The organism is Arcanobacterium wilhelmae, from assembly GCF_029632765.1.
GTDB lineage: Bacteria > Actinomycetota > Actinomycetes > Actinomycetales > Actinomycetaceae > Arcanobacterium > Arcanobacterium wilhelmae.
Window position 1 is genome coordinate 342,227 of sequence record NZ_CP121247.1, and the last position, 26,094, is coordinate 368,320.

The window sequence follows — 26,094 nt, forward strand, 5'->3', positions numbered from 1 at the left end:
AAGTAGTGGCAGTGAGGAGATTTGTGGAAAAATTCTGCCCTCGGTCAGCGCAGTGCTGGGGTTAAGCGGGCTCGGTGCCTAGTTGCAAAGCGAGGGGCGGATGGCCAACCAAAAACGGTTGGTCACCCGCCCCTTAGCTGAGCGAACAGGGCGCTGAATTACTTCGCGCGGAAAGCGTCTGTGAGCTTGATGCGCTTACCCGTGCGCAGTACCGACCCCTTGTAGATGCGGCCCGCAACCCATGCGAGCAGCGGGAACACTGCGATCGACACGAGTGCGGACAGTATCTGGCTCCACAGCGGCACCGCGCCGAACGCCTCGCGCATCGGCATCATGAACGGCGAAAGGAACGGCACGTAGGACAGCGCCGTGGTGACGGGCCCGTCTGGCGACGCCGGGACCAGGTACAACGCCACATAGAAGCCAACAAGCGCGGTGAGCGTGAGCGGCATATTCGCCTGTGCCAGATCCTCTTGGCGAGAAACCGTTGCGGCGATTGCGGCCGTGAGCGTGGCGTATGTGAAGAACCCGATCACCACCCAGATCAGCGACCAGCTCAGCAGCGACGTCACCGAAATGTACGAGCCCAGACCCGCGATATACACGGCGGCGATGATCGACGCCATCGTCGCCGTATAGTACAGAAGCGCGTACGCGCCGATTCCAAGGATCTTCCCCGTAAGCAGCTGGTTCGGCTTCACGGATGAGAGCAGGATCTCCACCACGCGCGACTGCTTCTCCTGTACCACGCCGGCGCCGATCTGCGATATCCCCATCACGATCGCCATCATCAGCAACGTGAGAGTGACGAACGCGGGGATCATTTTCGACGGGTCGTCGAAAATGTTTGCGATTCCGCCGTTGCTCACCTGCGTTGAGGGGAGTGCCGACGCCGAAGCGAGGGCTGCGATCTGCTCCGGAGTTGCGGGGTTGCCTGTTGCCTTCTCAACCACCCAAGCTGCTGCCACCTGAGAGAGGAACGCGCGCGGGCCAGCGTTACGCCCGTCCTGCCCAATCTGGATCGTCTCCGGCGCACCCGGCTTACCTGCGAGAACAATGCCAATCGTATTATCGGCGTCGTCCTTCTCCTTCAGCCACGCTTTAGCCTTTTCGGCCGTGACCGATTCGAACGTGAGCGGACCAGCCGCCATCTGCTTCGGATAGCTTTCCGCGACCTTCTGGTACTCGGCCATCTGAGGTTCGACGCCGACCACCAACACGGTCTCATCCTTCGGCTTTTCCGCGTTCTCGCTGAAATCCGGCAGGAAAATTCGGCCCACGACGCCCAGGATCAGGATAATTCCGATCGTCACGCCCAGCATCACCTTGGATGCCTTGGCACCCGCAACAGCGGCGAACTCGTGCTTCGTAATTGTGGCGATCATTTGCGGCCTCCAAACAGAGCCGCGAGGCCCTTCTTTTTCTTCTGCGGTTTCGGGGGAGCGGGCGGCGGAACGGTGACCAGGTGCGAGAACAGTTCGGTCAGGTGCGGACGGTACGGCGTGAACGACTCCACCGGACCCGCCCCAAGCAGGGCCCGCAGAACGTCCTGATCCGAAACGCCACCCTTGAGCGCCACGCGAAGCGCGCCACCGGCGTCGGTGACCTCCACCCCGAGCGGCAGCAAAGCCGCCCGCGCGGCAGACTCGCCCGCACCGGAGACGACGTCGACGAAGGGGACGTCGGTGGTGCGCAGCTCGTCGAGCGTGCCGCTGGCGACGATCTTTCCGAGCGACGCGATCGCCACCCGGTTACACAGCCTCTCCACCAAATCCAACTGGTGGGAGGAGAAAATCACGGTGGCACCGGCGTCGGCCTTCTCGCGCAGAACCGAGCTCATATCCTCAACCGCAAGCGGATCCAGGCCGGAGAACGGCTCGTCCAAAACCAGCACCTGGGGATCGTGAATCAGCGCCGCCGCAAGCTGCACGCGCTGCTGGTTACCGAGCGAGAGCGCCTCGACGGCATCGCCGCGGCGGGCGGAGACGCCCAGGCGGTCGGTCCAGTACTCCATCGACGCCGTGGCATCTGCTTTGCTCATGCCCTGCAATTCGCCCAGGTAAACGAGTTGCTCGCCGACCTTGAGTTTCGGGTAAAGCCCCCGTTCCTCCGGCATGTAGCCGAAGCCGTGGCGCGCATCGAAATCCAGTGGGTGCCCATCGAGGCGAACCTCGCCGGAATCCGTGGAAAGTACGCCGAGCATAATGCGCATCGTTGTGGTTTTGCCCGCGCCGTTCGAGCCCACGAAGCCGAACACGTCACCGCGTTCCACCGTGAAACTCATCCCGTCAAGCGCCTGCGTGCGCCCAAAGCGCTTGCGCAGGTTATCGATTTCTAAGGTCATGAAGAGGCCTTCCTCGTTGAGGGTCATTCTCTCCAAGGCTACCCCAGGGCGCTGGCCAGGAGAAAGCCCGCGCCCGGCGTCGGCGTGCGGCTCGGCGAGTACGTGCGTAACTCAATCAGATCCGTGAGACGTTGCTATATGCGCAACGCCTGAGCGGATTGACGGAGTTGTGCACGCGTCAAGTCGTGGCGTCGGTACCGTGTCGTCGGCGCAACTTGCGCCCCGGCGTCGGGAGCCCGCGCGCTACTCGATCGTGCCCAGGCGTGGCTCGCGCTCGAGCGCGTGCAATCCGTTCCAAATCAAATTGACGACGTGGGCCGCCAGCTCGCGCTTGCCCGGCTCACGCACGCTCGCCCAACGCTGGCCCGTGAGCCCCACGAGCCCGGCGAGCATCTGCGCGTAGAGTGGCGCGGCGTCGTCATTCAAGCCGAGCTGCGTGAAATACGGGGTGAGGAGGGACGTGAGATAGTCGCCGATATCGGAGAGGATCGTGGAGAAACCGGCGCCGTCGCGCGCGTTCGGCGACTGATGAATCAGGAGGGAGAAGCCGTCGGGGTTGGCGTCGATGTAATCGAACAAGCCGTAGATTGCGCGTTCGAGCGCGGCCCGCGGCGCGATGTCCGGCCCGAGCGAATCCGCGAGGAGCGCGCCAACGGCTTGCGTTTCGCGGTCCACGATCACCTGGTAGAGGCCTTCTTTGCCGCCGAAGTGCTCGTAGATCACAGGCTTGGATACTCCTGCGTTCGCGGCGATTTCCTCGATCGACACGGCGTCGTAGCCGTGGCCCGCGAAGAGGGCGCGTGCGATACCGATGAGCTGTTCGCGGCGCTCGAGCCGCGACATCCGTTGGCGTTTCTTTTCCGTCATGCCTCTATTATGCCAGCGCGGGTGTGCACAAGGGGTTGCCGACGCCGGGGTGGGGTTGCCGACGCCGGGGTGGGGTTGCCGACGCCGGGGCGGGGGTTGTGTGTGAGTACGGGCTTGGTGCGTAACTCTGTCAGTTCGCTTGGACGTTGCGTATACAGCAACGCCTGGCCCGATTGACAGAGTTCTGCACGGGTGTGATTGTGCTGGGGTGGCGCGGCGGGCCGAGTTTTGGCACAATAGTGGGGTGCTTTCCCCCATGGTGTAACGGCAGCACACGGGTCTTTGGAACCCTTAGTCGAGGTTCGAATCCTTGTGGGGGAACTGCGGCGCAGGTGTACGCCTAGCGCCGCACACGCCTATTTACTGGGAGGAAAAGTGGCAAAGCTCAGCGCCGCGATCGTGTTGGCCGCAGGTAAAGGTACTCGTATCAAGTCCTCGATCCCGAAGGTTTTGCTTCGCATGAATGGGCGTTCCCTTGTGGGGCACATGCATCACGCGGTTGCAGGGTTGGAGCCAGATCACGAGGTGTTCGTGGTGCGTCACGAACGCGAGCGCGTGGTGGAGCACCTGGGCGAGATCGCGCCGAATGCGCTGATTGCCGATCAGGATGACGTGAAGGGTACGGGCCGCGCCGCCTGGTGCGGTTTGCAGGCTCTCCCGGCAGATCTTGAGGGCGCGGTGCTGATCGTTGCTGGCGATTCGCCGATGTTTACCACCGAAGCGCTCGCGGATCTTCTTGCGGCTCACGGCGAGAACGCCGTCACTGTTCTGTCCACTCGCGTCCCGGATCCGGACGGTTACGGCCGTATCATGCGTGATTCCTTCCCGGGCTCGAGCGAAGTTGCGGGTACTCCGGAGGCTACGGGCCCGATCGTCGGGATCGTGGAAGAGAAGGATGCCACGGATCTTCAGCGCACGATCAACGAAATTGGCACCTCCACCTATATTTTCGATGCGAAGTTCCTCCGCGAATCGCTCGGTACGCTTGGCACGGATAACGCGCAGGGTGAGATGTATTTGACGGACCTGATTGCGAAGGCGGCGGAAACCGGCGTCGGCGTCGGCTCATTTGTGCTCGAGGATTCCATCCAGGCCGAGGGCGTGAACGATCTCGTGCAGCTCGCTACGCTCCGTGCGGAGAAGAACCGCCGCATTCTCGAGCACTGGATGCGCACCGGCGTCCACATTATCGACCCGGCCACAACGCACGTTGGTTGCGAGGTCACGCTTGAGCCCGACGCCGTCGTCGAGCCTGGCACCGTGCTTTCGGGCACTACCCATATTGGCGCTTTTGCGCATGTGGGCCCTCATTCTCAGCTGGAAAATGTGGAGGTCGGCGCAGGTGCGCGGCTTGCGCATGTGGTTGCGAGCAACGTCACCGTGAAGGAATCGGAGCAAGTTCCGCCTTTCACAGTGCTAGGCGGTGCAACCGAGTAGGCTGAGGGTTGAGGTAACAATCGCCGGCGATTCCCAAGGGAGAAGTTTCGTGACCAACGCGGAAGAGACAACCGAAAGCCCCTACGACGTCCATGTGACGGGTATTCACAAGAAAGGCGAGAAGCACCTGGTGGTGGCCGCAGGCCGCGGTCATCAGGCGCTTGCGCACGATGTAGCGAAGGCGCTCGGGACTGATCTGGTTCCCGTTACGGCGTATGACTTCGCGAATGGCGAGATTTATGTGCGTTTCGAGGAGTCGCTGCGCGGAACGGACGTGTTTATTATTCAGTCCTTCGAAGGGCTGATTAACCAGCAGATCATGGAAGCGCTGATCATGCTGGATGCGGCGAAGCGCGCCTCGGCGAAGCGCATCACGATTGTAGTGCCGTCCTACCCGTACGCTCGCCAGGATAAGAAGCACAAGGGCCGCGAGCCGATTTCGGCGCGTCTGATGGCGGATTTGTTCACGACGGCGGGCGCGGACCGCATCATGTCGGTGGATTTGCACGCTTCGCAGACCCAGGGCTTCTTCGATGGCCCGGTGGATCACCTCGTTGCGATGCCGACTTTGTGCGATTACGTGCATACCAAGGTGGATGCGTCGAATGCTGTGATCGTTTCGCCGGATGCTGGCCGTATTAAGGTGGCGGAGCAGTGGGCTGCGCGCCTGGGCGGTGCGCCTCTGGCGTTCGTGCATAAGACGCGCGATATTACGCGTCCGAACGAGACTGCTTCGAACCGTGTGGTTGGCGATGTTGCTGGCCGTACCGCGGTGATTGTGGACGATCTGATTGATACTGCGGGCACGATCGCGGGTGCTGTGCGCGTGGTGAAGGACGCTGGCGCGAAGGACGTGATTATCGCGGCCACGCACGGTGTGCTTTCTGGGCAGGCGCGTGAGCGTTTGGCGAACTCGGGTGCGTGTGAGGTGATTTTGACCGACACGGTGCCGATCCCGGAGGAGAAGCGTTTCGATACGCTCACGGTGCTGTCGATCGCCCCGGTGATCGCGAAGGCCATCGCGGCAGTGTTCAATGACGGTTCTGTGACCAAGCTCTTCGAGGAGCAGGGCGCCGAGAAGAAGTAAACACTCGGGGTTTTAGCGTGGGGAAGGCCGCGGCGGGAAGCCGCGGCCTTCCCCTTTGCTCGAGCGAGATACGCGGGGGCGGGCTCCGAGGAGTGAGTTTCAAGCCTCTACAAAACCCCAAATAGAACCCCTGCAAATTCATCAATAGAGTGCCAACAATTTCCTAAATAGAGAGCTGATATTGTCCTGAATAGGGGCTCGCGCAAGCGCAGGACGTTCCGCGTGTTTGCGCGGTAGGCTTTTGGTATGCACAGTGATGATTTTCCACGTACTGATGGGCCTGAAGAGGGTCCGAAGTTTGTTAATGATGGGCCGGTTGAGGGTTCGAATTCGCCGGCCGTCGAATTAGGGACGGGCGTAATCCTGCCAGTCCCGCCTACACAGTCTGTCCCGCCCGTCCTGCCCACCCAGCCGGCTCCTGCAGACCTGCAGGTTCCGCCTACCGCGCGCGAGGGGCGCGGGAGTGTGTTGTGGTTGAAGGTTGTGGCCTCGCTCTTGGCTGTTGTGCTGGTTGTGCTGGTTGGTTTGTTGGTGTGGCGCTTGTCGGGTTCGGGTTCGCAGTCGGGCGCGACGGCGGGGTCGGTAAGTTCGGCGACGCCGGTGGCGCAGCCGACGTCGGGTGGTGCTGCGAACGCAACGCCGGTGGTGGAGCAGTCTACGCAAGCTCAAGTGCCAACATCCCAGTTCCCGGACGCGAACAAAGACGCAGCGGCAGCCTTTAGCAAGGTGCTGGATAAAATTGATCCATCTCGGTTTAATCACAGCGTGCTGGGGACGTACGACGAGAATCCAGAACCGCCGCACGAATTTGCGTACGCGCTTGTCGATATTAATGGCGATAGCTTGCCTGAGTTGTTGATCAATGCTGGCTACGGTGGCGGTGACCGTCTGAAAGAATCTGGTGATTACGGTGTGCAGGTCTACCAGTTTTCGCCTGAGAGTGGGCGCGTTAACCGACTTAAGGGTGATGCAATCTTCGGATCGCAACCTGACGGAATGAGGTATGTACTCTATGGCAACAAGGATCACAACAAACTTGTAGAGATCGCGGAGGTTGCAAAGAATCCCGATCAGCCGAAGCACTATGGCCAGTACGCAGTGAATGCGGGGAATCTTGAACGTGATCGCCTGTTCGCTATTGAGTTTCCTGAATTAACGCCTGAGGTTCAGGCGAAACTGGTGAAGCTGACGTGGCATGATCGTGCAGATCGTGGAGCTGTGAAGGAACTCGGCTCGAAGCTGTCCGAGTACGTGGCGGTAGAACCAGATCTGGGGATCAGTGGGAACCGGTTGCTGGGCCATTTGAAGGGGAAGCTCTTCCAGAACAACGAGGGTTTCCCGGTTCGTAGAGAAATAACTTTCGGTGACGATGGGAAAGCTTCAGGCACCTATTTCGGTGTTTATAACATTGAACGAGACGATATTACCAATTTCGATATTGATGTGAAGTTTGGGTCGCCGCGGAAGATAGATGAGGATAGCTACGAATTGACCCTAGAATCAGCGAAGGTGCACGACGCGCGAAATGGGGAGAAGCCCGCCAATGAAGTGGCACTTGGGTCTCTTGCTAACGTTGGGAGTAAATGGATCTTGTTGCTTCCAGAGACTCCGATCCGAAAACTTCCGCAAGACGCAATCCAATCATTGCTTCCCGGAGATGCTGTAGACCCACATGCGGAAGCGATTGAGAGCTATATGTTGTACCAAAAAGAATTCCCTTCAGCTGTGCTGCATGGTCATACAACGAGCGTGGACGGCGGGAACTGATCTTTCTGTGTGAGCATTCGCTTCGGCCGTGTGATTGTCCTTGGCCTGGGGCCGCGGCGGAAGCCACAGCTCCTCCCGGTTCATTTCGGACAGACGGTTTCGTGTGTGCGGCGGTGATCTGCCGTAGTGGGGCGAATTGGGGTGTTGCACGGGCTGGGCCGTGTCACGCCTCGCGGCCCCTTCCGTGCCCGACGTCGGTGTTCCGGCTCACGCTCCGCGGCCAGGCTTTCGCTTTACTTGCGCGCCTGTAGGCGGGTAAACTAAACAAGTTGCCTCGGCGAGGGAGCTCACGCTCCGTTATCGACGCGGTGTCTATGTTCCTTCGGGGGCCTAGCCCGTACTGGGGCCGTTTCGCCGCCCGCCGGGTGGCCCGATTTGAAGGAGAGTAATTATGGCAGATCGCCTCACGCTCGTTGGTGAGAAGCGCACTGAGTTTGGTAAGGGCTTCGCGCGTCGTATGCGCGTGGCTGGCAAGGTTCCGGCTGTTGTTTACGGTCACGGTGTGGATCCTCTTCACGTGACCCTCGATTACCACGAGACCTACATGGCTGTGCGCGGCAATGCGAACGCCCTGATCTCGCTGGAACTCGAGGGCGAGAAGCACCTCGTGCTTCTCAAGGACAAGCAGGTGAACCCGCTGTCGCGCAAGATCGAGCACCTTGATCTTCTTCGCGTGAATGCGAAGGAGAAGGTTGAGGTTGAAGTTCCGGTTGTTATCGAGGGCGAGCCCTTCGGCGACGCTGTGGCAACCGTTGAGCTCATGCAGATCCTGGTGAAGGCACCGGTGATCGATATTCCGGAGCAGATCGTGGTTTCGGTTGAGGGCCTCGAGGATGGCACCACCGTTCGTATCGCTGATGTAAAGTTCCCGGAGGATGTTGAGACCGAGCTGGATCCGGAGGATCCGGTTGTTGTGGTGGCTGTGCCGCAGGTTGATCCGGAGCTCGAGGCTGAGGCTGAGGCGAACGAGGCTGGCGACGCTGATGCCGAGCCGGCTGCTGAGGCTGAGGGCGACGCCGAGTGATTTTGTGATCTGCGAGCTACCCGCATGATTGTGGTGTAGTAGTGGATTGTTCGGGTGGGCGGAAAGCGAACGCTTTCCGCCCACCCCCATTTTCCCCGCTAGAATTGACCCCGGTTCGGCCGTTCCTCAAACCGTAGGGGAAGGCACCTGCGGCGGCAATGGAGGATGCGCCAGGTCCGGCGAGTGAGGATGGTTCATTCTTCTCGTGGTGAGGCGTGGTTCCAACCGGTTTCGGAGTGAGAGTGGTTTCGGCTGGGCAGGGTGTGGTTCCGCCACAAGACTAAGGATTGGACAATGTTTGCAGTGGTTGGCCTGGGTAATCCGGGCGTGAAGTATGAGGGTACGCGGCACAATGCGGGCCATATGGTGATCGAGGCGTTGGCGAAGCGTGCTGGGGCCACGCTTTCGGCGCACAAGCAGACCCAAACGTTGCAGGCCACCACCCGTATCGGCGTTGGCCCGGGCCGCGACGGTGAACAGGTGGTTTTCGCGACCCTCATGAGTTACATGAACACCTCGGGCGGCCCCACGTCTTCATTGCTCAAGTACTACAACATCCCGCCGGAGAATCTGATCGTGGTGCACGACGAGCTGGATATCGATTTCGGCACTCTCCGCTTGAAGCGTGGTGGCGGCGAGGGAGGCCATAACGGCCTGAAGTCGATCACGGCCTCGCTCGGCTCGAAGCAGTACATCCGTATGCGTTTCGGCATTGGCCGCCCGCCGGGCCGCCAGGATCCTGCCGATTATGTGCTGTCGCGTTTCGCGGCGTCCCAGCGGCCCGAGCTCGAGATCCTGATCGAAGAAGCAGCCGACGCTGTCACTGACGTGATCGAGAACGGCCTGGAGAAGGCCACGATGCGCCTCCACACCCGCTGAGCGTGTTCTTCGGCGGGGGCGCACCCTGCCTTGTCATCGTTCAAGCGCGTTGATACTTGATCCATCTGCTTTTTCGCCAACCTAAATTGCGCGATAGCGCTATATACGCCTAAAGATCGATTGAGGTTGGCGAAATTGTCACCGCGGCGAGTAGCCCATCCGTCAGCGGCGAGCGCCGCCGCTGACGAGTGTGATGCTCGCCCGCCGGTTTTCCGAAAACGTCCCGATTACCTGCTGAAATGAGTGTTCGATGGATTTGCGTCCGATTTTGCCTCTGATTGATTCTGGCGAGTTAGCGAGCGTCGCCGCCCAGAAGGCGATCGACATTGCTGCTCCCCGTGGCGCCGCGGTGCCGATCCTTGCCTCCGTGGCGACCCCGGACCGCCTCGAAGTGATCGTGACGGCTTCGGGCCGCGACGCCGATGAGTTGGCTCGCGCTCTACGCGCCTTCGCTCCAGCCGAAGCGATCGACGTGTTCCCCGCGTGGGAGACTCTTCCGCACGAGCGGCTTTCGCCGCGTTCGGATACGGTGGCGAACCGCCTGCGGGTGCTTCGCCGCTTGGCCCACCCGAGCGAGTTCTCCCCGCTTCAGTACCTGTTGATTCCGATCCGTTCGCTGCTTCAGCCGATCGCCCCGGGCCTGGGTGATTTGGAGCCGGTGCGCGTGCGCGGGGGCGATTTTGCGGACATGGAAGAACTGACGAAAGCCCTGGTAGCGGCCGCGTATTCGCGTGTGGATATGGTCGAATCGCGCGGCGAGTTCGCGGTGCGCGGCGATATTCTCGATATTTTTCCGCCGACGGAGCAGCATCCGCTGCGCGTGGAATTTTTCGGTGATGAGGTGGAGGAGATTCGCCAGTTTTCGGTGGCGGATCAGCGTTCGATGGACGGCGTGGACGAACTCTACGCGCCCCCGTGCCGCGAGCTCCTGATCACTTCTGATGTGCGCGAACGCGCCCTTGCGGCGATCCCGCAGCTCCCGGGAGCAACGGATATGCTCGAGCGGATTGCAAATGGCATCGCGGTGGAGGGCATGGAATCCCTGGCCCCAATCCTGCTGGAGCGCTTGGTTCCTGTGGTGAGCCAGCTTCCGCCGGCCTCCCGCATTACCTTGGTGGAGCCGGAGCGGATCGCGGCTCGTGCCGAGTCGCTGATTGAAACAACGCAGGAGTTTCTTGCGGCGGCGTGGACGTCGGCGGCGGCGGGCGGCGAGGTGCCGATCCAGGTGGATGCTGCGTCTTTCTCCACGATCGAGGACACGCGCGCCCGTGCCACGAAGGCGGGCCATGCTTGGTGGACTCTCGGCGGCTTCGCCACCGATTCGTCTGTCACGCTCGGCATGCGCGAGCCGCAGAAGTTCGCGGGAAAGGTAGACGACGCCGTTGCGGCTCTTGGCGCCCTCGCGCGCGAAAACTACACGCTGGTTCTGACGGTGGAGGGCGCTGGCCTGGCCCGCCGCCTCCTGGATGTGATGTCCGACGCCGAGGTCCCGGCTCGCACCGCGGATCACCTGGACACTCCTCCCGCATCCGGCGTCGTGCATATCGTCACCGCCCCGATCGCAACCGGCTTTATTAACGAGAAAACACGCCTCGCCGTTGTCGGTGCGCAAGACCTGCTTGGTCGGGTGCGCGGCTCCGGAGCCGAAGCCCGTAAGATGCCGAAGCGTCGCAAGAACGCGGTGGATCCGCTGGCGTTGAAGCCGGGGGATTACGTGGTGCATGAGCGTCATGGCGTGGCGCAGTTCGTGAAGATGGCGAAGCGTAGCCTCGGCGGCCCGGGCGGCACGCAGCGCGAGTATGTGGTGCTGGAGTATGCCTCGTCGAAGCGTGGTGCGCCGCGCGACCAGCTGTGGGTGCCTACGGATCAGCTCGATCAGGTCACGCGCTACGCGGGCGGGGATTCGCCGTCGCTGAACAAGATGGGCGGCGCCGATTGGGCGAAAACGAAGGCGAAGGCGAAGGCCGCGATCCGCACGATCGCGAAGGAGCTGGTGCGTTTGTATGCGCAGCGCCGGGCGACGAAGGGGCATGCGTTCGCTCCGGATACTCCGTGGCAGCGTGAGCTGGAGGACGCGTTCGAGTTCGTGGAGACGCCGGATCAGCTGTCCACGATTGAGGATGTGAAGCGGGATATGGAATCCCCGGAGCCGATGGATCGTCTGATTTCGGGCGATGTGGGCTATGGCAAAACGGAGATTGCGATCCGTGCCGCGTTTAAGGCTGTGCAGGACGGCATGCAGGTGGCGGTTCTCGTGCCCACAACCCTCTTGGTCCAGCAGCACTTGGAGACGTTCGAGGAGCGTTACGCGGGTTTCCCGGTGAAGGTGGCGGGCCTGTCTCGTTTCCAGTCGGAGAAGGAGTCTGAGGAGATTAAGGACGGCATCCGCAACGGCAAAATCGACGTGGTGGTGGGCACGCACCGGCTGATCACGGGGGATGTGCGTTTCAAGAACCTTGGGCTGGTGGTGATCGACGAGGAGCAGCGTTTTGGCGTGGAGCATAAGGAGGCGCTCAAGCAGCTCTACCCGAGCGTGGACGTGCTGTCGATGAGCGCTACCCCGATTCCGCGCACGCTCGAGATGGCGGTGACGGGCTTGCGCCAGATGAGCCAGCTGGCCACCCCGCCGGAGGAGCGTCACCCGATCCTTACGTATGTGGGCCGGGAGGAGAATAAGCAGATCGCGGCGGCGATTAAGCGTGAGCTTCTGCGCGATGGCCAGGTGTTCTTTATCCATAACCGCACGTCCACGATCAATAAGAAGGCGGCGCAGCTGGCCGAGCTGGTGCCGGAGGCCCGCGTGGGCGTGGCTCATGGCAAGATGAGTGAGCATCAGCTTGAGAGCGTGATCCAGCAGTTTTGGGATAAAGAGATTGACGTGTTGGTGTGTACCACGATTGTGGAGACGGGGCTGGATATTCAGAACGCGAATACGCTGATTGTGGAGGATGCGCAGAAGCTGGGCTTGTCGCAGTTGCATCAGTTGCGTGGGCGTGTGGGGCGTGGGCGTGAGCGTGCGTACGCGTATTTCTTGTATCCGCCGGATAAGGCGATGACGGAGACGGCGATCGAGCGGCTGCGCACGATTGCTCAGCATACCGAGTTGGGCGCAGGTTTCCAGGTGGCACTGAAGGATTTGGAGATTCGCGGCGCGGGTAATTTGTTGGGCGGCGAGCAGAGTGGCCATATTGCGGGTGTGGGTTTTGACCTGTATTTGCGTATGGTGGGTGAGGCTGTTGCGGAGATTACGGGGCAGGCGCCCAAGGAGGAGGCGTCGGCTCGCGACGTGCGTATTGAGCTTCCGGTGGATGCTTATGTTCCGACGGAGTGGATTTCTTCGGAGCGGCTTCGGTTGGAGGCGTATCAGAAGATTGCGGCGGCGCGTGGGGATTCTCAGCGGGCGGATGTGCGTGCGGAGTTGGTGGATCGTTATGGCGAGTTGCCGGCGACGGCGGAGCGCTTGTTCGCGATTGCGCGTTTGCGGGATCTTGCGCGGAGTGTGGGTTTGGAGGAGATTACGGTGATGGGGTGGAATGTGCGGTTCGCGCCGGTTCAGTTGCCGGATTCGCGCCAGGCGCGTTTGAAGCGTTTGTATCCGCGGGCGTTGTCGAAGCCGGCTACTCGCGTGTTGTTGGTTCCGTTGCCCGACGACTGTGGTGCACGGCTTGGCGCGCAGGTTGCGGTGGAGAATGAGGAGATTGTGGAGTTTGTGCGCACAGTGATTTCCCAGATTTTGGTGGCGGGGAGCGAAGCCTGAATGCCGTGATTGTGAAGTGTGCCACTGATGTGTAATTTGTTGCATTTGATGTCGCAAAGTTTCATGGCGCCATAGCGCGTGCATGGGTAGTTTTCCCATGTGATTCCTGGCATTCTTCTCAAACTGGAATTACTCTACGTAACGGATGTGCCCAATTCGGCTACGGTGGGCGTCGCCAAAAGTTTAAAAAGAGGTAAAAAGTTCGCTGGGAATTTAATGAATGCGCGCCTATAGTTGTTGGTGCGGATGTAACGCACACTTCTTTCCAAGAGGCGTCTCCTCGCACGTGTGGACGCATCAAAGAGGGCACAACTCCGATTGGGTAGATCGCAGAATTTACTGGCGCGATGATTTGCGACAGGCGCCGAGAGCAATCCTCACCGGCGGGCGCAGTGGGGGCTGCGCCCGCCAACTTTTTACTCAGTTCGGTTTTTTCTCACCGGTGCGTGAGTTGTTGCGTGTGCGACATGAGTGTCCGAAATACTATCGAACCGTATCGAACGGTGGGCGTGTGCTGATATAGTGAACGGTTGTCAGGAGCTCTCCTCGCTTTCTTGGGGCCTGATGTAACGCACACTGGTTGGTTTACCAGGAAGGAAGAATTATGAGCGAAACGGGTGCTGCCGTCGAAGTGGAGTTTGAATCGCCGAAAGAGGGGCGTAAGAAAACTCGTCGCGTGCTTGCGGTTGTGGGTGCGCTGTTTCTAGTCCTTTTCCTTGTCGCGGCTGGCGCGTTCGCATGGTTGTCGAACAAGCTTGGCGCGTTGCACACGTTGGGCAATCCGTTCGCTGATGTTTCGAATATTGAGGGTGCGAGCGAGCGCCCGCAGCATCAGGATGAGGATTCGGCGAAGCCCACCACGTTCCTTGTGCTTGGTTCGGATTCGCGTATTTCGGCTGGTGATCCGAAGGCGTGGAAGGCTGGTGCTCAGCGTACGGACGCTTTCATGATTGCCCAGATCGCCGGTGACGGGAAGTCGCTGAACATCATGTCGATCCCGCGTGATTCGTGGGTTCCGATCCCGGGTTACGATAACGCGAAGATTAATGCCGCGTTCTCGTATGGTGGCCCGGCGTTGACGATCGCCACGGTGGAGCAGCTGACGAAGATTCCGATCGATCATGTGGCGGTTGTGGATTTCACGTCGTTCTCGAAGATCACGGATGTGGTTGGCGGCGTTGAGATGACGTCGAAGGAGGGAACGAAGAAGTACAACGGCGAGGAGGCGCTGGCGTTTGTGCGTGAGCGTAAGCATCTGCCGGGTGGCGATTTTGATCGTGTGCGCCGCCAGCAACTGTGGCTTTCTTCGGTGATGAAGCAGACTCTGGCATCGGGCGCGTTCTCGAGCCCGTCGAAGGCGTTGGATCTGTACACGCAGATTTCGCCGTATGTAGCGATTGACGATAAGTTCGGTACCACGGACGCGGTGAGTTTTGCGCTCTCGCTTCGTGGGATGGATTCGTCGAAGATTAACTTTGTGACTGCTCCGGTGACGGGTGTTGGCCGTTCGGCGGATGGGCAGTCGATCGTGAATCTGGATAAGCCGAAGTTTGATGAGATTTCGAAGGCGTTCGCGTCGGATAAGGCAGCGGAGTATATCGAATCTCATAAAGCGGATTTGAAGACTTTGGATTCGGCGCCGGTGAACTGATCGCGGTCCCAGGCTCATTTTTGCTCTGGCGGGGCACCCGAGAGGGTGCCCCGCTTGTTTGTGCTACAGCGTGCACGTTTTCGCTACAGCGTGCGCGGGGTGGGGCGTCACTGGAGTGAAAGTGCGCGAGTGCAATTTGACCTGTGACGCCATGAATATGCGGTGGTGGACCGCCCAAAGGCGGTCCACCACTCGTTACTTGCCGGTGAGGTGGCGCGGCTGGTAGCCGCGTGGTGCGGCGTGAGCTGCTTGCTCGAGGGCTTTCTTTTCTTTTTTCTTCTTCTTTTTCTTCTTCTTGTCTTTGTGCGAGACCTCGAGGGGGACGAAGCCGGTTCGAGCATTGTCGAGGATCTTCTGGGCTTCCTCGGGCTTCTTATCTGCTACCGCTTTTGCCCATGCCTGATAGGCCTTGGAGACGGGGCCTGCGGGGCCGTCGGTGACGATTTGGCCTTGGTTGAGCCAGATCGCACGGTTGCACATTTTTTCGATGAGGCCGGCGGAGTGGGAGACGAGGAAGATGGTTCCGGCGTCGGAGAGCATTTCGCTCATGCGTTCTTCGGATTTTTGCTGGAATGTGGAATCGCCTGTGGAGAGGGCTTCGTCGATGAGGAGGATCTCGGGGCGGGCTGCCGTGGAGATTGCGAAGCGTAGGCGTGCTCCCATGCCGGATGAGTAGGTTTTCATCGGGCGGTAGATGGCGTCGCCGATTGCGCAGAAATCGAGGATTTCTGGGATTCGGGCTTCGGCCTCTTCGGGGGAAAAGCCGAGGGCGAGGAGGCCGAGTTTGGCGTTTTCGATGCCGGAGAGTTCGGGCATGAGTGCACCGTTCACGCCGAGCAACGATGGGCGTGTGGCAGTGTAGACGGCGCCTTTCGACGGCGGCTCGGAGCCGGCGAGTACGCGCAGGAGCGTGGATTTTCCGGCGCCGTTTTGGCCAAGGAGCCCGATGAAGTCGCCTTCGTAGGCGATGAATGAGACGTCTTTGACGGCCGGCACGTACATTTTGGGTGGGCGGCCGAGGAGCGCTCCGAGGATGCGTTGCATGAGCGGGGCGTTCTTTTTGTCTTCGGGTTTTGCCGACGGGGTGAGGTAGTTGACCGAGACATGCTCGATCACCATCGACGGCGTGCGCCCGGCTTCGGGGATGGAGGGGTTGTTCATTGTTTCACTCATCGGCTCATTGCCTTACTCATCTTTTCTTCGTTGCGCCACATCACGAAGAAGCCAATTGCGAACATGCCCAGTGAGCAGATCCCGAGGTAGATGAACTGATCCAGGGCGGGGGTGTTGTTATAGACGATCACGTCGCGTAATAGGTTGAGGTACACCCAGCCAGGGTTGAGGAGCATGACGTCCTGGAGCGTGGGCTGGCCAGCGAACTGTTCGATTGTCCAAAAAATGCCAGAGGCGTAGAACCAAAAGCGTGAAATGAGACCGATAATGAAACGAATATCGGGGATAAGGGTAGTAAGAGTTGCGACGATCGAGGCCATACCCACACAGAAAGGCGCTACCAACAGGTAGATCAACGGGATGTAGAGCCAGTTCAGTGTTGGATACGAGTGGGGTGGCATCAGGATCACGAAGAAAAGCATGGCCACCAAAGTGGGGAGAAAATCGATGTAGGTGCGCAGTGTGTAGGCAGCTACGAGTGAGAATTTGGGGAAATGGAAGGTTCGGACCAGATCGCGCCCTGCGCCCATCACAGAAGCTGCTGAATCGAGGTTTTTTGAGAGCAGCGTGAACGAGATAATGCCGACGACAAGGTAACCAACGAAGTTCGAGTGGCCTCGGGAGAAACCAAGCACGACGGCGAAGATGAAGTAGTACACCGCCGCCTGGAGGAATGGGTCCACGATGAGCCACGCCTGCCCGAGGAAGGTATCTTTAATGGTGCCGTACGCGCGAGCGTTGGATTCCATGATAATGAAATGCCTGCGTGCAAGTACTTGCTGAATATATTCGCCGAAAGATGGGCGAATGCCAAGCTTTTGAAAGTTTTTCGCAGTCACTCGCTTTGGCTCTGAGGCTCCACTGTTCAAAGTGCCCGGGTGTTGCTCGGATTCCATGCAATGTTCCCTTCGTTCAATCTGAACAGATTCTACCGAATTGCCTGCACGGATTTTGTATTCGGTAACGAGGTAGTTACCTGCATAAACGAAGCGCTTGCTCTAGAAGGAGAGACGGTCCCTGCAGTGCGGGCAATTCATCGCCTGCATCGTCGCCACGAATTCCAGTATTCTTGGAATAACGCACAGAAGGGAACACTGAAGTGGAATACGCACTCGTCACCGGTGGGTCGAAGGGCATTGGGTACGCGGTTGCTCGCATGCTCGCGAGCCGGGGTTATTCCCTGCTTGTCACCTACGGCCATGATGTAGCCCGCGCTATGGAGAGTAAAACACTACTTGAGGAAGCGGGTTCTCCCTCGGTGGAGATGTTTGAAGTTGACCAAACCTCGCCTACGGCGGCGAACGATCTCGTAGGCCTGATCGGTGGTCGTGTCTCGGAGTTGTGTGCAGTTGTGCTCAATGCCGGTGTTACTCTGCGTGAGAATTTTGGGCAAATTGATCCGAAGCATTGGGAGGATGTTTTCGCGGCAAATATCCACTTTCCCACGTTTTTCCTCCAGGAGATCGCGCCGCAACTGCCGAAGGGTGCATCGGTGGTCTTCACCGGTTCTCTCATGGGAGTTCACCCACACGGAACTTCTCTCGCATATGGCGTGACGAAATCCGCCACACATGCGCTTGTGAAGAATCTCGTGAAATTCCTTTCCCCGTTTGGGGTTCGCGTGAACGGTGTTGCCCCGGGTTTTGTTGATACCGAGTGGCAGAAGGATAAGCCAGCCGAAATCCGAGCAAGTATTGAATCGAAAACGGCACTCGGGCGTTTCTGCACTCCGGAGGAAGTTGCTGGTGCCTATGCTTTCTTGCTTGAAAACCCGTACATGAACGGGGAGATACTTGTGATCGATGGCGGGTATTCTTACAAGTAGAAACTTTTCCATTGGAGAAATTCGACATCCGATTCACGCACGAGGAGTAATTAATGACCACGGTCATCACGTACGGAACTTACGATCTGCTTCATGAGGGGCACCGTCGCCTCTTGGAGCGGGCTAAGGCGCTCGGTGACAAGTTGATCGTTGGCGTCACCTCAGATTCGTACGATCGCCAGCGTGGCAAGCTCAATGTTCACGATAAGCTTCTCCAGCGTGTGGCGAATGTGCGTGCAACCGGCCTGGCTGATGAGATCGTGGTGGAGGAATACGAGGGGCAGAAGATCCACGACATCGAGAAGTACGATGTGGATATTTTTGCCATCGGCTCAGATTGGCGTGGAAAGTTCGATTACTTGGGTGACTACTGCGAGGTGGTCTATCTTGAGCGCACGAAGGGCATTTCTTCCACTCAGCTTCGTAGCGTGGAAGATGGAATGCTTGCGCTCGGCATTATCGGTGCTGGGCGTAGCGCACGTCGTATGGTGAAAGAATCGTGGCGAGTTTCGGGCGTGCAGATCCTCGGCTTGTATTCTCGCGATATTGAGCAAGCGCTCGAGCTTTCTCAGGAGATGGAGCTCGCGCAGCCCGCGTCGAGTGCGCAACAGATCATCGAAGAATCTGATGCGGTCTACATCGCCTCGCCCCACGGCACTCATTACGAGTATGCCAAAGAAGCTATCGAAGCAGGTAAGGATGTGCTGGTGGAGAATCCGATCACGCTCCACGGTGACGAAGCAGTAGAGCTTTACAATTTGGCGAAAGATCGTGGAGTCGTACTTCTTGAGGCTGCAAAAACTGCCTATTTCACTGGCTTCCGTCGCATGGTGGAGATGGCCCGCAGTGGTGGCATTGGAAAAATCAAAGCCGTTGACGCCACGTTTACGAAACTCATTCATGATGGCCGTGAGGTTGAGGCACCCGACGGCGGGGCCCTTTCTGAGATGGGCACCTATCCGTTGATGGCAATCTTCAAGTTGCTAGGTCTTGAATACGAATCAGCGAGCTGGGATGTGTTCCGGGAGAGCGAATCGGGTGTTGATACGTTCGCGCGCATCTCACTGAAGTATCCACACGCTATCGCGACGGCGACTGTCGGAATTGGCGTGAAATCGGAAGGTGATCTGGTGGTCTCTGGAACACAGGGCTATCTGTATATGCCAGCACCATGGTGGCTCACGGATAACTTTGAACTTCGGTATGAGGATACGCGGCGTAATCGCCACTTCTTCTATCCATTCGAAGATTCCGGGTACCGGTACGAATTGGCGGAGTTTGTGAAGGCGATCCGTGCTGGCAAACTAACGTCGTTCAAATGGAAGCCGGAGGAGTCGATTGCCACAGTGAAGTTATTAGAGCAGGCGCGAAAATCCGATTTGTTGTGACCGTTGTTTCGGCCAGTAGCTTGTGTGAGATCTAGAGAAAGAGACTGTTGTGATGAGTACGAAGCGATTGCTTGGTGGTTTGGCACGCGCCATTGGCGCTAGCGGTGGTGATGCTGCCCTGATCCGAGAAGCGAATATCAAGTTTGACGCCCGTGCATATGAGGATGCGGCGCAGGCGCTCGAGTCGATCGTTCCTTCGAGGCGTACCGTACCTGTCAATTTGAAACTCGCTGAGTCCTACGCTTCTGCAGAAAATTATGAACGCGCATATGAGGTTTTGTCGACGATCGAAGATGTCGATTCTTTGGGTGCAAATCGGGAATGGTATGAGTATCTGAATAAGATGATTTGCCGTCGTATCGACGAAGCTACCAAGTTGAAGGAAAGAGCCCATCCAGTTCCATCAATGAGCCTAGAACAGTTAAAGTTGGCTACCGGGGCTGGCTATTTTTCGATAATTCTCCGTAATTCTTTCGTCGAAACTGCGGAAGTTACTGATGAGGCTATTCTTTTCAAGGAGATTGTCGATAATTTGAAGCTCGATGACGAGCTACTTGGAGATTACATTGAACGTTGGAACAAGCATGACGCCCGCCTGATCGCAAATTCTGCGCTGAAGCTTGTTGGCTCTCTTGATGCGCCGCTGACACATTATGAACTTGCGGTAGCGAATTTCAATAATGGGCACCCGATTGCGGCTTTGAAAGAGCTACACTCGCTCGCGAGCACGAAAATCTCTAAGCTGGCGGTATATTCTGATTTTAAGACAGAGGTGCTAGAAGAGCTTGTTCGGCTCGATATCGATGCTGCGGAAATGCTTGCTCCGCACTTACTCGAAATCAGTGAAATTCGCTCCGAAAGAACTGCAGGGTTGAACCCGGTCAGTTTGTTGACCAAAGCTGATCTCGTAACTGAAATGAAGCAGCTATCCTTGCTTTCCAATTCAAACCTTGCTCAGCTGATTCAGCTTGCAGCCGATGCTCGAGATTTTCGCCTGATCCTTGATCTGGCAGACGACCCCAATGTGTTTGATCGCCTCAACGAAACAAGTCTAAAAGATCTAGCTCGCGCAGAAATTGAATTGCTTGGTGGCGTCCGAGAACAGACATTCGAATCCATCAACTTGAAGTTGGATGCGCGTAAAGCGAAAACATTGTCTTTGCGTGACCTTCTCAACGATTTGGGATACTCCCAGCTCGCTTTTGAGCAATCGATGAAGGATATGAGTAGTGGGAATTCAGACTGGAAATGGTGGGACCGGACGGAACGCGTTGCTGTCACTCAGGGAGTTCCTGACGTTGCCATGGAAACTGCGGTCGTTGCTGCCGCACTCGCTGATCAGACGCACCCCCACTTCCGTGCTGGAATTGTGGCTGAACAGATGGGCAACCCAAAGTTAGCGCTCTATGAGTACATCGAATCTGGAGCGTTGGATGGTGGACAGACGATCGCGAGATTGCGTACGGGGCTTCTTCAATGGAAGGTTTTCCAAGATCGTCAAGAATGCCTTAGAACACTCGCTCCGTTTTGGGAAAAATTTGACTACGACAATTTTCTCGCCCGAGAGCTTGGCTTGACTGGTAGGGATAATGAAGACGGCATCGGGGACGAGCCCTCCGAAAAGTCGGCGCTCCGGACGACGGTCGATTCAGAGGGGCTAAGTTTTCTTTCGAAAGCTAGGAAGAGGATCATGCATACTTCTGACCCCGTCAAATCCGAAGCTCAAGAAGTGAAAGTTTCTTTCCGTGAGCTCCGAATAGCTATCGAAAGTCAGGATTGGGATCAATCACTCAGGATTCTCTGGTCGATGGCACTTTCGATGGTGGAGTTTCGCGCTGATGTTTTCCATGGGTTGGGTTACGTATATGCGGCAAAAGGCGATGACAATCTTGCCTTTGAGTGTTTTAATGCATCTCAACAGATTCCTTCGCAATTTTTGTATGAGACTGCCAAAGCTGGTAAGCGCCAGCTGAAGGTGTTCCGTTATCTTGAGTTGTTCGAGCGGCTCCCTATCCTTAAGAATGTCTGGCTTTGGGAATCGCATTTTGGAAAGAAACTCGACGGCAATCCGCTCGCCATGTTCTCGGAAGCTATTTCGCGTCCTGAATGTGAGGAAGCGATCCATGTTTGGGTTGCGAACCAAGGCGCGGAAATCCCTTTGGTTGTTCGCCAGGATCCGAATACAGTTGTCACTCCTCGCGAATCGTTCGGCTACTGGCTTGCTCTCGCGTGTGCTGAGTATTTGACGAACAATGCATCATTCTCGTTTGAGTACATGCACCGCGAAGGACAGGTGTCAGTGAACACATGGCATGGTACTCCGCTAAAAGCTCTCGGCAAGGATGATAAAGATTCGCCGTACGATTACGGAAACGTGGCCCGTAACTTTATTCATTCGACTCACCTGTTTATGCCGAATGATTTCACAAGTGAAATTATGACTAAGCGCTATCAGGTATCGAATCTTATTGGGTTGGGTGTAGCGGAAACGGTCGGGTACCCTCGAAACGATATGCTTTCGCCGACGCCAGAAAATACTCAAAACCGGGTTGTGCTCCGTACGCGGCTTGGCATTCCGGATGATGGTAAGCCTGTTGTGCTTTACGCTCCAACATGGCGCGGTAGTTCGAAGTCAAAGAAATTTGACGGAGCAAAACTGGTGTCTGATCTTGATCGGCTACAAGCTTCTAGTAGTTGGCATTTAATTTTCCGTGGGCATCCCTTGACACAGGAAATCCTTTCTGATTCGATTCTCGACGTTCACGCGCCGTCTTCAGACATTTCAACATACGAGTTGATGAACATGGCCGATGTCGTCATCACTGATTACTCAAGTCTCGGCGTGGATTTCTTAGCTACTGGACGTCCGGTTATTTACTACACCTATGATGCTGAGGAATATGCTGAAGAGCGTGGCCTCAATATGAAGGTTGAGGAATTCCCCGGGCTAGTGGTCTATTCGATCACCGACCTGCTCAATACTCTTGAGCAGTATGTAGATGGTGAGTTGTTCAAGCAACCAGATTGGGATGAACTGCAGCGCCGGTATGTGCCACAAGATGACGGCAACGTGTCAGAACGTCTGATTTCGAAAATGCTTGAAAGTCAGGGGGTGAATACAGCGCCAAGTGTGGGGAAGAAGAAGGTATTGATCCATTCCACATTCTCAAAGATCGACGAATCCGAAAATCTGAAGCGGCTTCTGGAAGATCTTGATTATTCAAAGCTTGATGTAACGCTTGTTTTCGACCACTTTGAAGTGGGGCTTGATAAAACTCTCGCGTCTGTGATTGATTCTCTTCCGCAAGAGGTTTCCGTGTATCCACGAAAGGGCGCCTTGGTTGCCAAACCGGAAGAGCAGCTCGTCGTCAAGCGGCTGTATTCTGCGGGGGATCAAATTCTGAATGATTTCCAGCGTTCTCGATACTCAAATGCTCTTTTGCGTGAAAAGAGGCGCCTGTTTGCCGATAATGATTTTGACATCGTTATTGAGTGGCAGCCGGAGTCAATATTCTGGACTGCATTCATGGCTCTCGGATTCCGAAATTCCCGCAGGGTTCTGGTCCTGAATCGAGATGTGAACCCTAAATGGGCGCAACAACAATGTAATCTCCTGACGTCAGCGCAGTTCTGGAGTGAATATGATGTAATCGTCACGCCATCTCCAGCGGGGATAGACGAAGCAGTTACTGAAATCCATTCTGCAATGCTCCTCACTGGGGACAGTCCGTTACCGGTCGAGCGTAAGAACGGCTCTGATGGGCACCTTGATTTTTATGCCTTCGGCGGGGTTCGCGATAGTATTGATTTGGCCAAAGTCGATCAAGCTTTGTCGATACTCAATTCCGATCATGATCGTCAGATTCGGCTTACAGTGGTAGGCGCTGGGGCCGCCATGCAGCGGTTGCGGCGATACCCACAGCCTGATCTTCAGTATTTGACGATCGAAGAGACGAATATGCCTTTTACTCATGAAATAGTGCATGCTGATGCAATCGTGAACCTGAGCGATGGAAATTCCCATACAGTTGCTTCGTATTGGGCGGGATTACAGGGATTGCCAGTTGTGGATTTATCGATGCTCAGTTCTGACGATCCTGAAATAATCGCTCAGGCTTTGAAAGCTGCTATGAGTGATGCTCATGCATCGACACCGGAGTTTACAGAGACAAGCACGCTGTCCGATTTGATTCAGTATGTGACAGGAGTGGAGAAATGACTGAATTTCCTAGCCTTGCTGTAATTGTTCCTGCATACAAGGTTGAAGCATATCTTCGCGATTGTGTGGAGTCCTTACTCACATCTGACTACCCAAATTTCGAAGTTGTCATTGTCGATGATGGCTCACCGGATGACACTGGCATGATCGCAGATCAACTTGCAACTGAAGACCCTCGAGTCCGAGTCATCCATAAGGAAAATGGTGGCCTTGGTGCGGCTCGTAATACGGGTGTCGAACAGACTGACTCTGATTTGATCGCTTTCGTCGATTCGGATGATCAAGTTCCGTCGCATGCGTATTCGCGAATGTACGAAGCCATGCAAAAGTCTGGTTCGGGCATGGTTGTTGGCGGTGTTGAACGCTTCAACTCAACGCGTCGGTGGGCCCCGTGGTTCGTTGAGGAAGCGCATTCTGTTGAGCGCCTCGGTATTACGGGGCAGCAGTTCCCGTCGATTCTCTGGAATGTTTTCGCATGGAGCAAGCTGTTTACTCGTGATTACTTCAAGCGTGTGGTTGGAGAGTTTCCAGTCGGCGTTTTGTACGAAGATCAAGAAGTTTCCGCCAAGATGTACCTCGGTGGGGAACCGTTTGACGTGATCCCAGATATTATTTATCGCTGGCGCGAGCGCGATGACGCTAGCTCGATTACTCAAAATAAGACGAGCCTGGATGATCTGGGGCAACGGCTCCACGTGATGAAAGAAACCGAAAAAGTTATTCAAGCGTCTGGCGACGAAGCAACCAAAGAATATTGGTACCGCAAGGCGCTCAACGAAGATCTATGGTGGTACTATCGGGTTGTCCCGCAAGCGTCATGGGCGTTTTGGCTAATTCTCTGTGAAGGCGTCCGCGATATTGCCGCAAATGCGCCGAGCTCATCGATCGCTGGTGGGCCAGCGAAGCGGCACGACTTAATTAGACTCGCGATTCGTGGCGATCGGCAAAAATTTAACATGCGGTTGAGGAAGGCGTAGCTCGTGGCAATTGTTCAATTGATGGATTCGGTCGGGTATGGTCGTGGCGGTCTAACTCGGGTTATGTATCAGCGGCTTGAAGTTTTGAAAGAATACACCGATGAAGAGATTTGGGTAGTTATTACTGGATTGCAGTTTGATGCCTGTTCGGTGTTTTCAAGCTTGCAACGGGATGGGTTTATTCCTGAGGGGGTGAAGGTTCATGCGCTTTTTGATGATGATTATGTTGGGTACTCAATACGCGGGCGAGATCCCGAGTTCTCCTTTGATCCAGGTGACGGCGCATTAGTTGCAGAGGAAAAGGAAGGTCTCGTTCGTCGTTACTACGACATCTCCGGAAAATTCCTGGGGCTGACAAAATACCGGAAGAACGGAACGAGGATTTCGTCGGATATTCATTCGCATGAATCGCCTCAACTATGTTTGAAGACGGTTGAGTACGATGCTCTTTCTCGGCCACGACGAGCTGTTTATCGTGACAGTGAGTGGAACGAGAAGTTCGAGACTGTGCTGACAACACGCGGCGAACTCTTGTATAGTGCGTGGAAGACAGTGTCGAATTATTCATATCGATGCACCTTGTTTAATAATGATACAGGAAAAGCTCAACTGTTTTCGGGATTTCATGAGATGCGTGCCTGGATGTTGCGCGAGTTTTTGCGGGGACTCCCCGGAGAAGTAACAGTGATTTCTGATGAACCCGCAACGGTTCCAATGATCACATTGATGCCCGATTCCAATGGTATAAACGGTATTGGGATGATACATAACACTCACTTTGTCGGAGATGGTTCTGGGGATTCCAAGAACCAACTTCGGGGATGGGCTAAATATTATTCAGAGCCTCGAGGCGCACTACAGAAGATTGCGTGTCTAACTAATGCCCAATTGGGTGATCTCAGGAGCTTGTATCCTGCATGGACTGACAGAAACTCTAGGGCGATCACGAATATGGTGGATATTCGTGATGTAAAAGCTCGGCATGATTTTTTCTACGAAGTGTTATTCGTGGGGAGACTGGCCCCTGTGAAAGGTGTGGGGACGTTAATTCTGGGTGTAGAAAAGGCGCTTGAAACTCTGCCGAACCTAAAGTTCAACATTGTTGGCGGTGGACCGGAAGACTCCAGTTTGCGGGCAATGGTCGAACAGCGGGGGCTCGGCGACTCGGTCATTTTCCGTGGTTGGGACGAAGACGTGTATTCATGGTATGACAGATCTGATTGCTTACTGGCGAATTCAGAATTCGAGGGGGTTCCTCTGACGATGTTGGAGTCATTCTCTTCAGGAATTCCGATTATTACGCGTCCCACACTCTATGGTCCTGTCGAGATAGTTGATGATGGAGTGAATGGATTTATCACCGACGGTACGCCGGAGGGGATCGCGGATAAAATTTGCTCCCTTTATTCGGACGTTAGTGAATTTAGTCGACTCTCACAGGCGGCGATTGACGCTTCGCATCGATTTTCACCCAAAGTGTGGAGAAATAAGTGGCTATCTTTGATTGCTTTGGATATTACTGATGATAATGAAGCGAGTGCACAATGAGCTGCGGTATCGACTGATTTTTGTGGTAGTTTAAGTGATCTTGAAGGTTTGCAGTGGGAATCTGTCATTCTTTCAAGGAATTTTGGGGACATTGCATTGTGTATGTCAATCTTAGAGTTTGTGAAGTTTTGAGTGGTAGACTCCGAGTTTT

17 protein-coding genes and 1 tRNA gene are annotated in these 26,094 nt (G+C 56.4%); 13 read left to right on the forward strand and 5 right to left on the reverse strand.

Annotation, left to right across the window (positions count from 1 at the left end; all coding sequences use genetic code 11):
* Positions 1-158: 158 nt before the first annotated feature.
* The 3 genes from P8A24_RS01505 to P8A24_RS01515 form a co-directional block, all read right to left on the reverse strand.
* Positions 159-1,385, reverse strand: coding sequence for an ABC transporter permease (locus P8A24_RS01505; protein ID WP_278059029.1), 1,227 nt, complete (start codon positions 1,383-1,385; stop codon positions 159-161).
* Positions 1,382-2,371 carry an ABC transporter ATP-binding protein gene (locus P8A24_RS01510; RefSeq protein WP_278059031.1) on the reverse strand — a complete coding sequence of 330 codons (990 nt, stop codon included), beginning with the start codon at positions 2,369-2,371 and terminating at the stop codon, positions 1,382-1,384. The genes P8A24_RS01505 and P8A24_RS01510 overlap by 4 nt, the downstream gene beginning before the upstream one ends.
* A 216-nt stretch (positions 2,372-2,587) precedes the next feature.
* Positions 2,588-3,211 carry a TetR/AcrR family transcriptional regulator gene (locus P8A24_RS01515; protein WP_278059033.1) on the reverse strand — a complete coding sequence of 208 codons (624 nt, stop codon included), beginning with the start codon at positions 3,209-3,211 and terminating at the stop codon, positions 2,588-2,590.
* 250 nt (positions 3,212-3,461) lie between these two features.
* On the opposite strand from P8A24_RS01515, the gene P8A24_RS01520 reads away from it, so the two are divergent.
* From P8A24_RS01520 to P8A24_RS01555, 8 genes are all read left to right on the forward strand, one after another.
* Positions 3,462-3,532 (forward strand) — tRNA-Gln (locus P8A24_RS01520).
* Between the two features lie 54 nt (positions 3,533-3,586).
* Positions 3,587-4,648: an NTP transferase domain-containing protein gene (locus P8A24_RS01525; protein ID WP_278059035.1), complete on the forward strand. Its 1,062-nt coding sequence runs from the start codon at positions 3,587-3,589 to the stop codon at positions 4,646-4,648.
* 94 nt (positions 4,649-4,742) lie between these two features.
* On the forward strand, positions 4,743-5,735 hold the full coding sequence (locus tag P8A24_RS01530) for a ribose-phosphate diphosphokinase (RefSeq protein ID WP_278060150.1): 993 nt from the start codon (positions 4,743-4,745) through the stop codon (positions 5,733-5,735).
* A 465-nt stretch (positions 5,736-6,200) separates the two neighbouring features.
* Positions 6,201-7,502, forward strand: coding sequence for a hypothetical protein (locus P8A24_RS01535; protein WP_278059037.1), 1,302 nt, complete (start codon positions 6,201-6,203; stop codon positions 7,500-7,502).
* A 391-nt stretch (positions 7,503-7,893) separates the two neighbouring features.
* Positions 7,894-8,526, forward strand: a complete 633-nt coding sequence (locus P8A24_RS01540; RefSeq protein ID WP_278059039.1) for a 50S ribosomal protein L25/general stress protein Ctc — start codon at positions 7,894-7,896, stop codon at positions 8,524-8,526.
* Positions 8,527-8,820: 294 nt separating this feature from the next.
* The gene (gene pth / locus P8A24_RS01545; protein ID WP_278059041.1) at positions 8,821-9,405 is read left to right on the forward strand and encodes an aminoacyl-tRNA hydrolase; all 585 of its coding nucleotides are present in this window, start codon (positions 8,821-8,823) and stop codon (positions 9,403-9,405) included.
* A gap of 250 nt (positions 9,406-9,655) precedes the next feature.
* On the forward strand, positions 9,656-13,162 hold the full coding sequence (gene mfd / locus P8A24_RS01550; RefSeq protein WP_278059043.1) for a transcription-repair coupling factor: 3,507 nt from the start codon (positions 9,656-9,658) through the stop codon (positions 13,160-13,162).
* Between the two features lie 604 nt (positions 13,163-13,766).
* The gene (locus P8A24_RS01555; protein ID WP_278059045.1) at positions 13,767-14,813 is read left to right on the forward strand and encodes an LCP family protein; all 1,047 of its coding nucleotides are present in this window, start codon (positions 13,767-13,769) and stop codon (positions 14,811-14,813) included.
* 195 nt (positions 14,814-15,008) lie between these two features.
* On the opposite strand, the gene P8A24_RS01560 is transcribed toward P8A24_RS01555, so the two are convergent.
* The gene (locus P8A24_RS01560; RefSeq protein ID WP_278059046.1) at positions 15,009-15,986 is read right to left on the reverse strand and encodes an ABC transporter ATP-binding protein; all 978 of its coding nucleotides are present in this window, start codon (positions 15,984-15,986) and stop codon (positions 15,009-15,011) included.
* Positions 15,983-16,735 (reverse strand): ABC transporter permease, encoded by a 753-nt coding sequence (locus P8A24_RS01565; RefSeq protein ID WP_278059048.1) that lies wholly within the window; start codon positions 16,733-16,735, stop codon positions 15,983-15,985. Before P8A24_RS01565 ends, P8A24_RS01560 begins: the two co-directional genes overlap by 4 nt.
* Positions 16,736-17,085: 350 nt before the next feature.
* Here P8A24_RS01565 and P8A24_RS01570 point away from each other — a divergent pair, with 350 nt between their 5' ends.
* Genes P8A24_RS01570 through P8A24_RS01590 form a run of 5 tightly spaced genes read left to right on the forward strand, consistent with a single transcriptional unit; the run spans position 17,086 to position 25,943 of the window.
* On the forward strand, positions 17,086-17,811 hold the full coding sequence (locus P8A24_RS01570; RefSeq protein ID WP_278059050.1) for an SDR family NAD(P)-dependent oxidoreductase: 726 nt from the start codon (positions 17,086-17,088) through the stop codon (positions 17,809-17,811).
* A gap of 53 nt (positions 17,812-17,864) precedes the next feature.
* Positions 17,865-19,199 carry a Gfo/Idh/MocA family oxidoreductase gene (locus P8A24_RS01575; protein ID WP_278059053.1) on the forward strand — a complete coding sequence of 445 codons (1,335 nt, stop codon included), beginning with the start codon at positions 17,865-17,867 and terminating at the stop codon, positions 19,197-19,199.
* 52 nt (positions 19,200-19,251) lie between these two features.
* Positions 19,252-23,418, forward strand: coding sequence for a CDP-glycerol glycerophosphotransferase family protein (locus P8A24_RS01580; RefSeq protein ID WP_278059055.1), 4,167 nt, complete (start codon positions 19,252-19,254; stop codon positions 23,416-23,418).
* Positions 23,415-24,395 (forward strand): glycosyltransferase family 2 protein, encoded by a 981-nt coding sequence (locus tag P8A24_RS01585; RefSeq protein ID WP_278059057.1) that lies wholly within the window; start codon positions 23,415-23,417, stop codon positions 24,393-24,395. Before P8A24_RS01580 ends, P8A24_RS01585 begins: the two co-directional genes overlap by 4 nt.
* Before the next feature lie 3 nt (positions 24,396-24,398).
* On the forward strand, positions 24,399-25,943 hold the full coding sequence (locus tag P8A24_RS01590) for a glycosyltransferase family 4 protein (RefSeq protein WP_278059059.1): 1,545 nt from the start codon (positions 24,399-24,401) through the stop codon (positions 25,941-25,943).
* The last annotated feature ends 151 nt before the right edge of the window (positions 25,944-26,094 follow it).

Bases quoted from the DNA above. Each gene is read 5' to 3' on its own strand.
- mfd (WP_278059043.1), top strand. From the start codon at position 9,656: ATGGATTTGCGTCCGATTTTGCCTCTGATTGATTCTGGCGAGTTAGCG.
- P8A24_RS01540 (WP_278059039.1), top strand. From the start codon at position 7,894: ATGGCAGATCGCCTCACGCTCGTTGGTGAGAAGCGCACTGAGTTTGGT.
- P8A24_RS01585 (WP_278059057.1), top strand. From the start codon at position 23,415: ATGACTGAATTTCCTAGCCTTGCTGTAATTGTTCCTGCATACAAGGTT.
- P8A24_RS01510 (WP_278059031.1), bottom strand. From the start codon at position 2,371: ATGACCCTCAACGAGGAAGGCCTCTTCATGACCTTAGAAATCGATAAC.
- P8A24_RS01580 (WP_278059055.1), top strand. From the start codon at position 19,252: ATGAGTACGAAGCGATTGCTTGGTGGTTTGGCACGCGCCATTGGCGCT.
- pth (WP_278059041.1), top strand. From the start codon at position 8,821: ATGTTTGCAGTGGTTGGCCTGGGTAATCCGGGCGTGAAGTATGAGGGT.
- P8A24_RS01560 (WP_278059046.1), bottom strand. From the start codon at position 15,986: ATGAGTGAAACAATGAACAACCCCTCCATCCCCGAAGCCGGGCGCACG.
- P8A24_RS01505 (WP_278059029.1), bottom strand. From the start codon at position 1,385: ATGATCGCCACAATTACGAAGCACGAGTTCGCCGCTGTTGCGGGTGCC.
- P8A24_RS01575 (WP_278059053.1), top strand. From the start codon at position 17,865: ATGACCACGGTCATCACGTACGGAACTTACGATCTGCTTCATGAGGGG.
- P8A24_RS01565 (WP_278059048.1), bottom strand. From the start codon at position 16,735: ATGGAATCCAACGCTCGCGCGTACGGCACCATTAAAGATACCTTCCTC.
- P8A24_RS01555 (WP_278059045.1), top strand. From the start codon at position 13,767: ATGAGCGAAACGGGTGCTGCCGTCGAAGTGGAGTTTGAATCGCCGAAA.
- P8A24_RS01515 (WP_278059033.1), bottom strand. From the start codon at position 3,211: ATGACGGAAAAGAAACGCCAACGGATGTCGCGGCTCGAGCGCCGCGAA.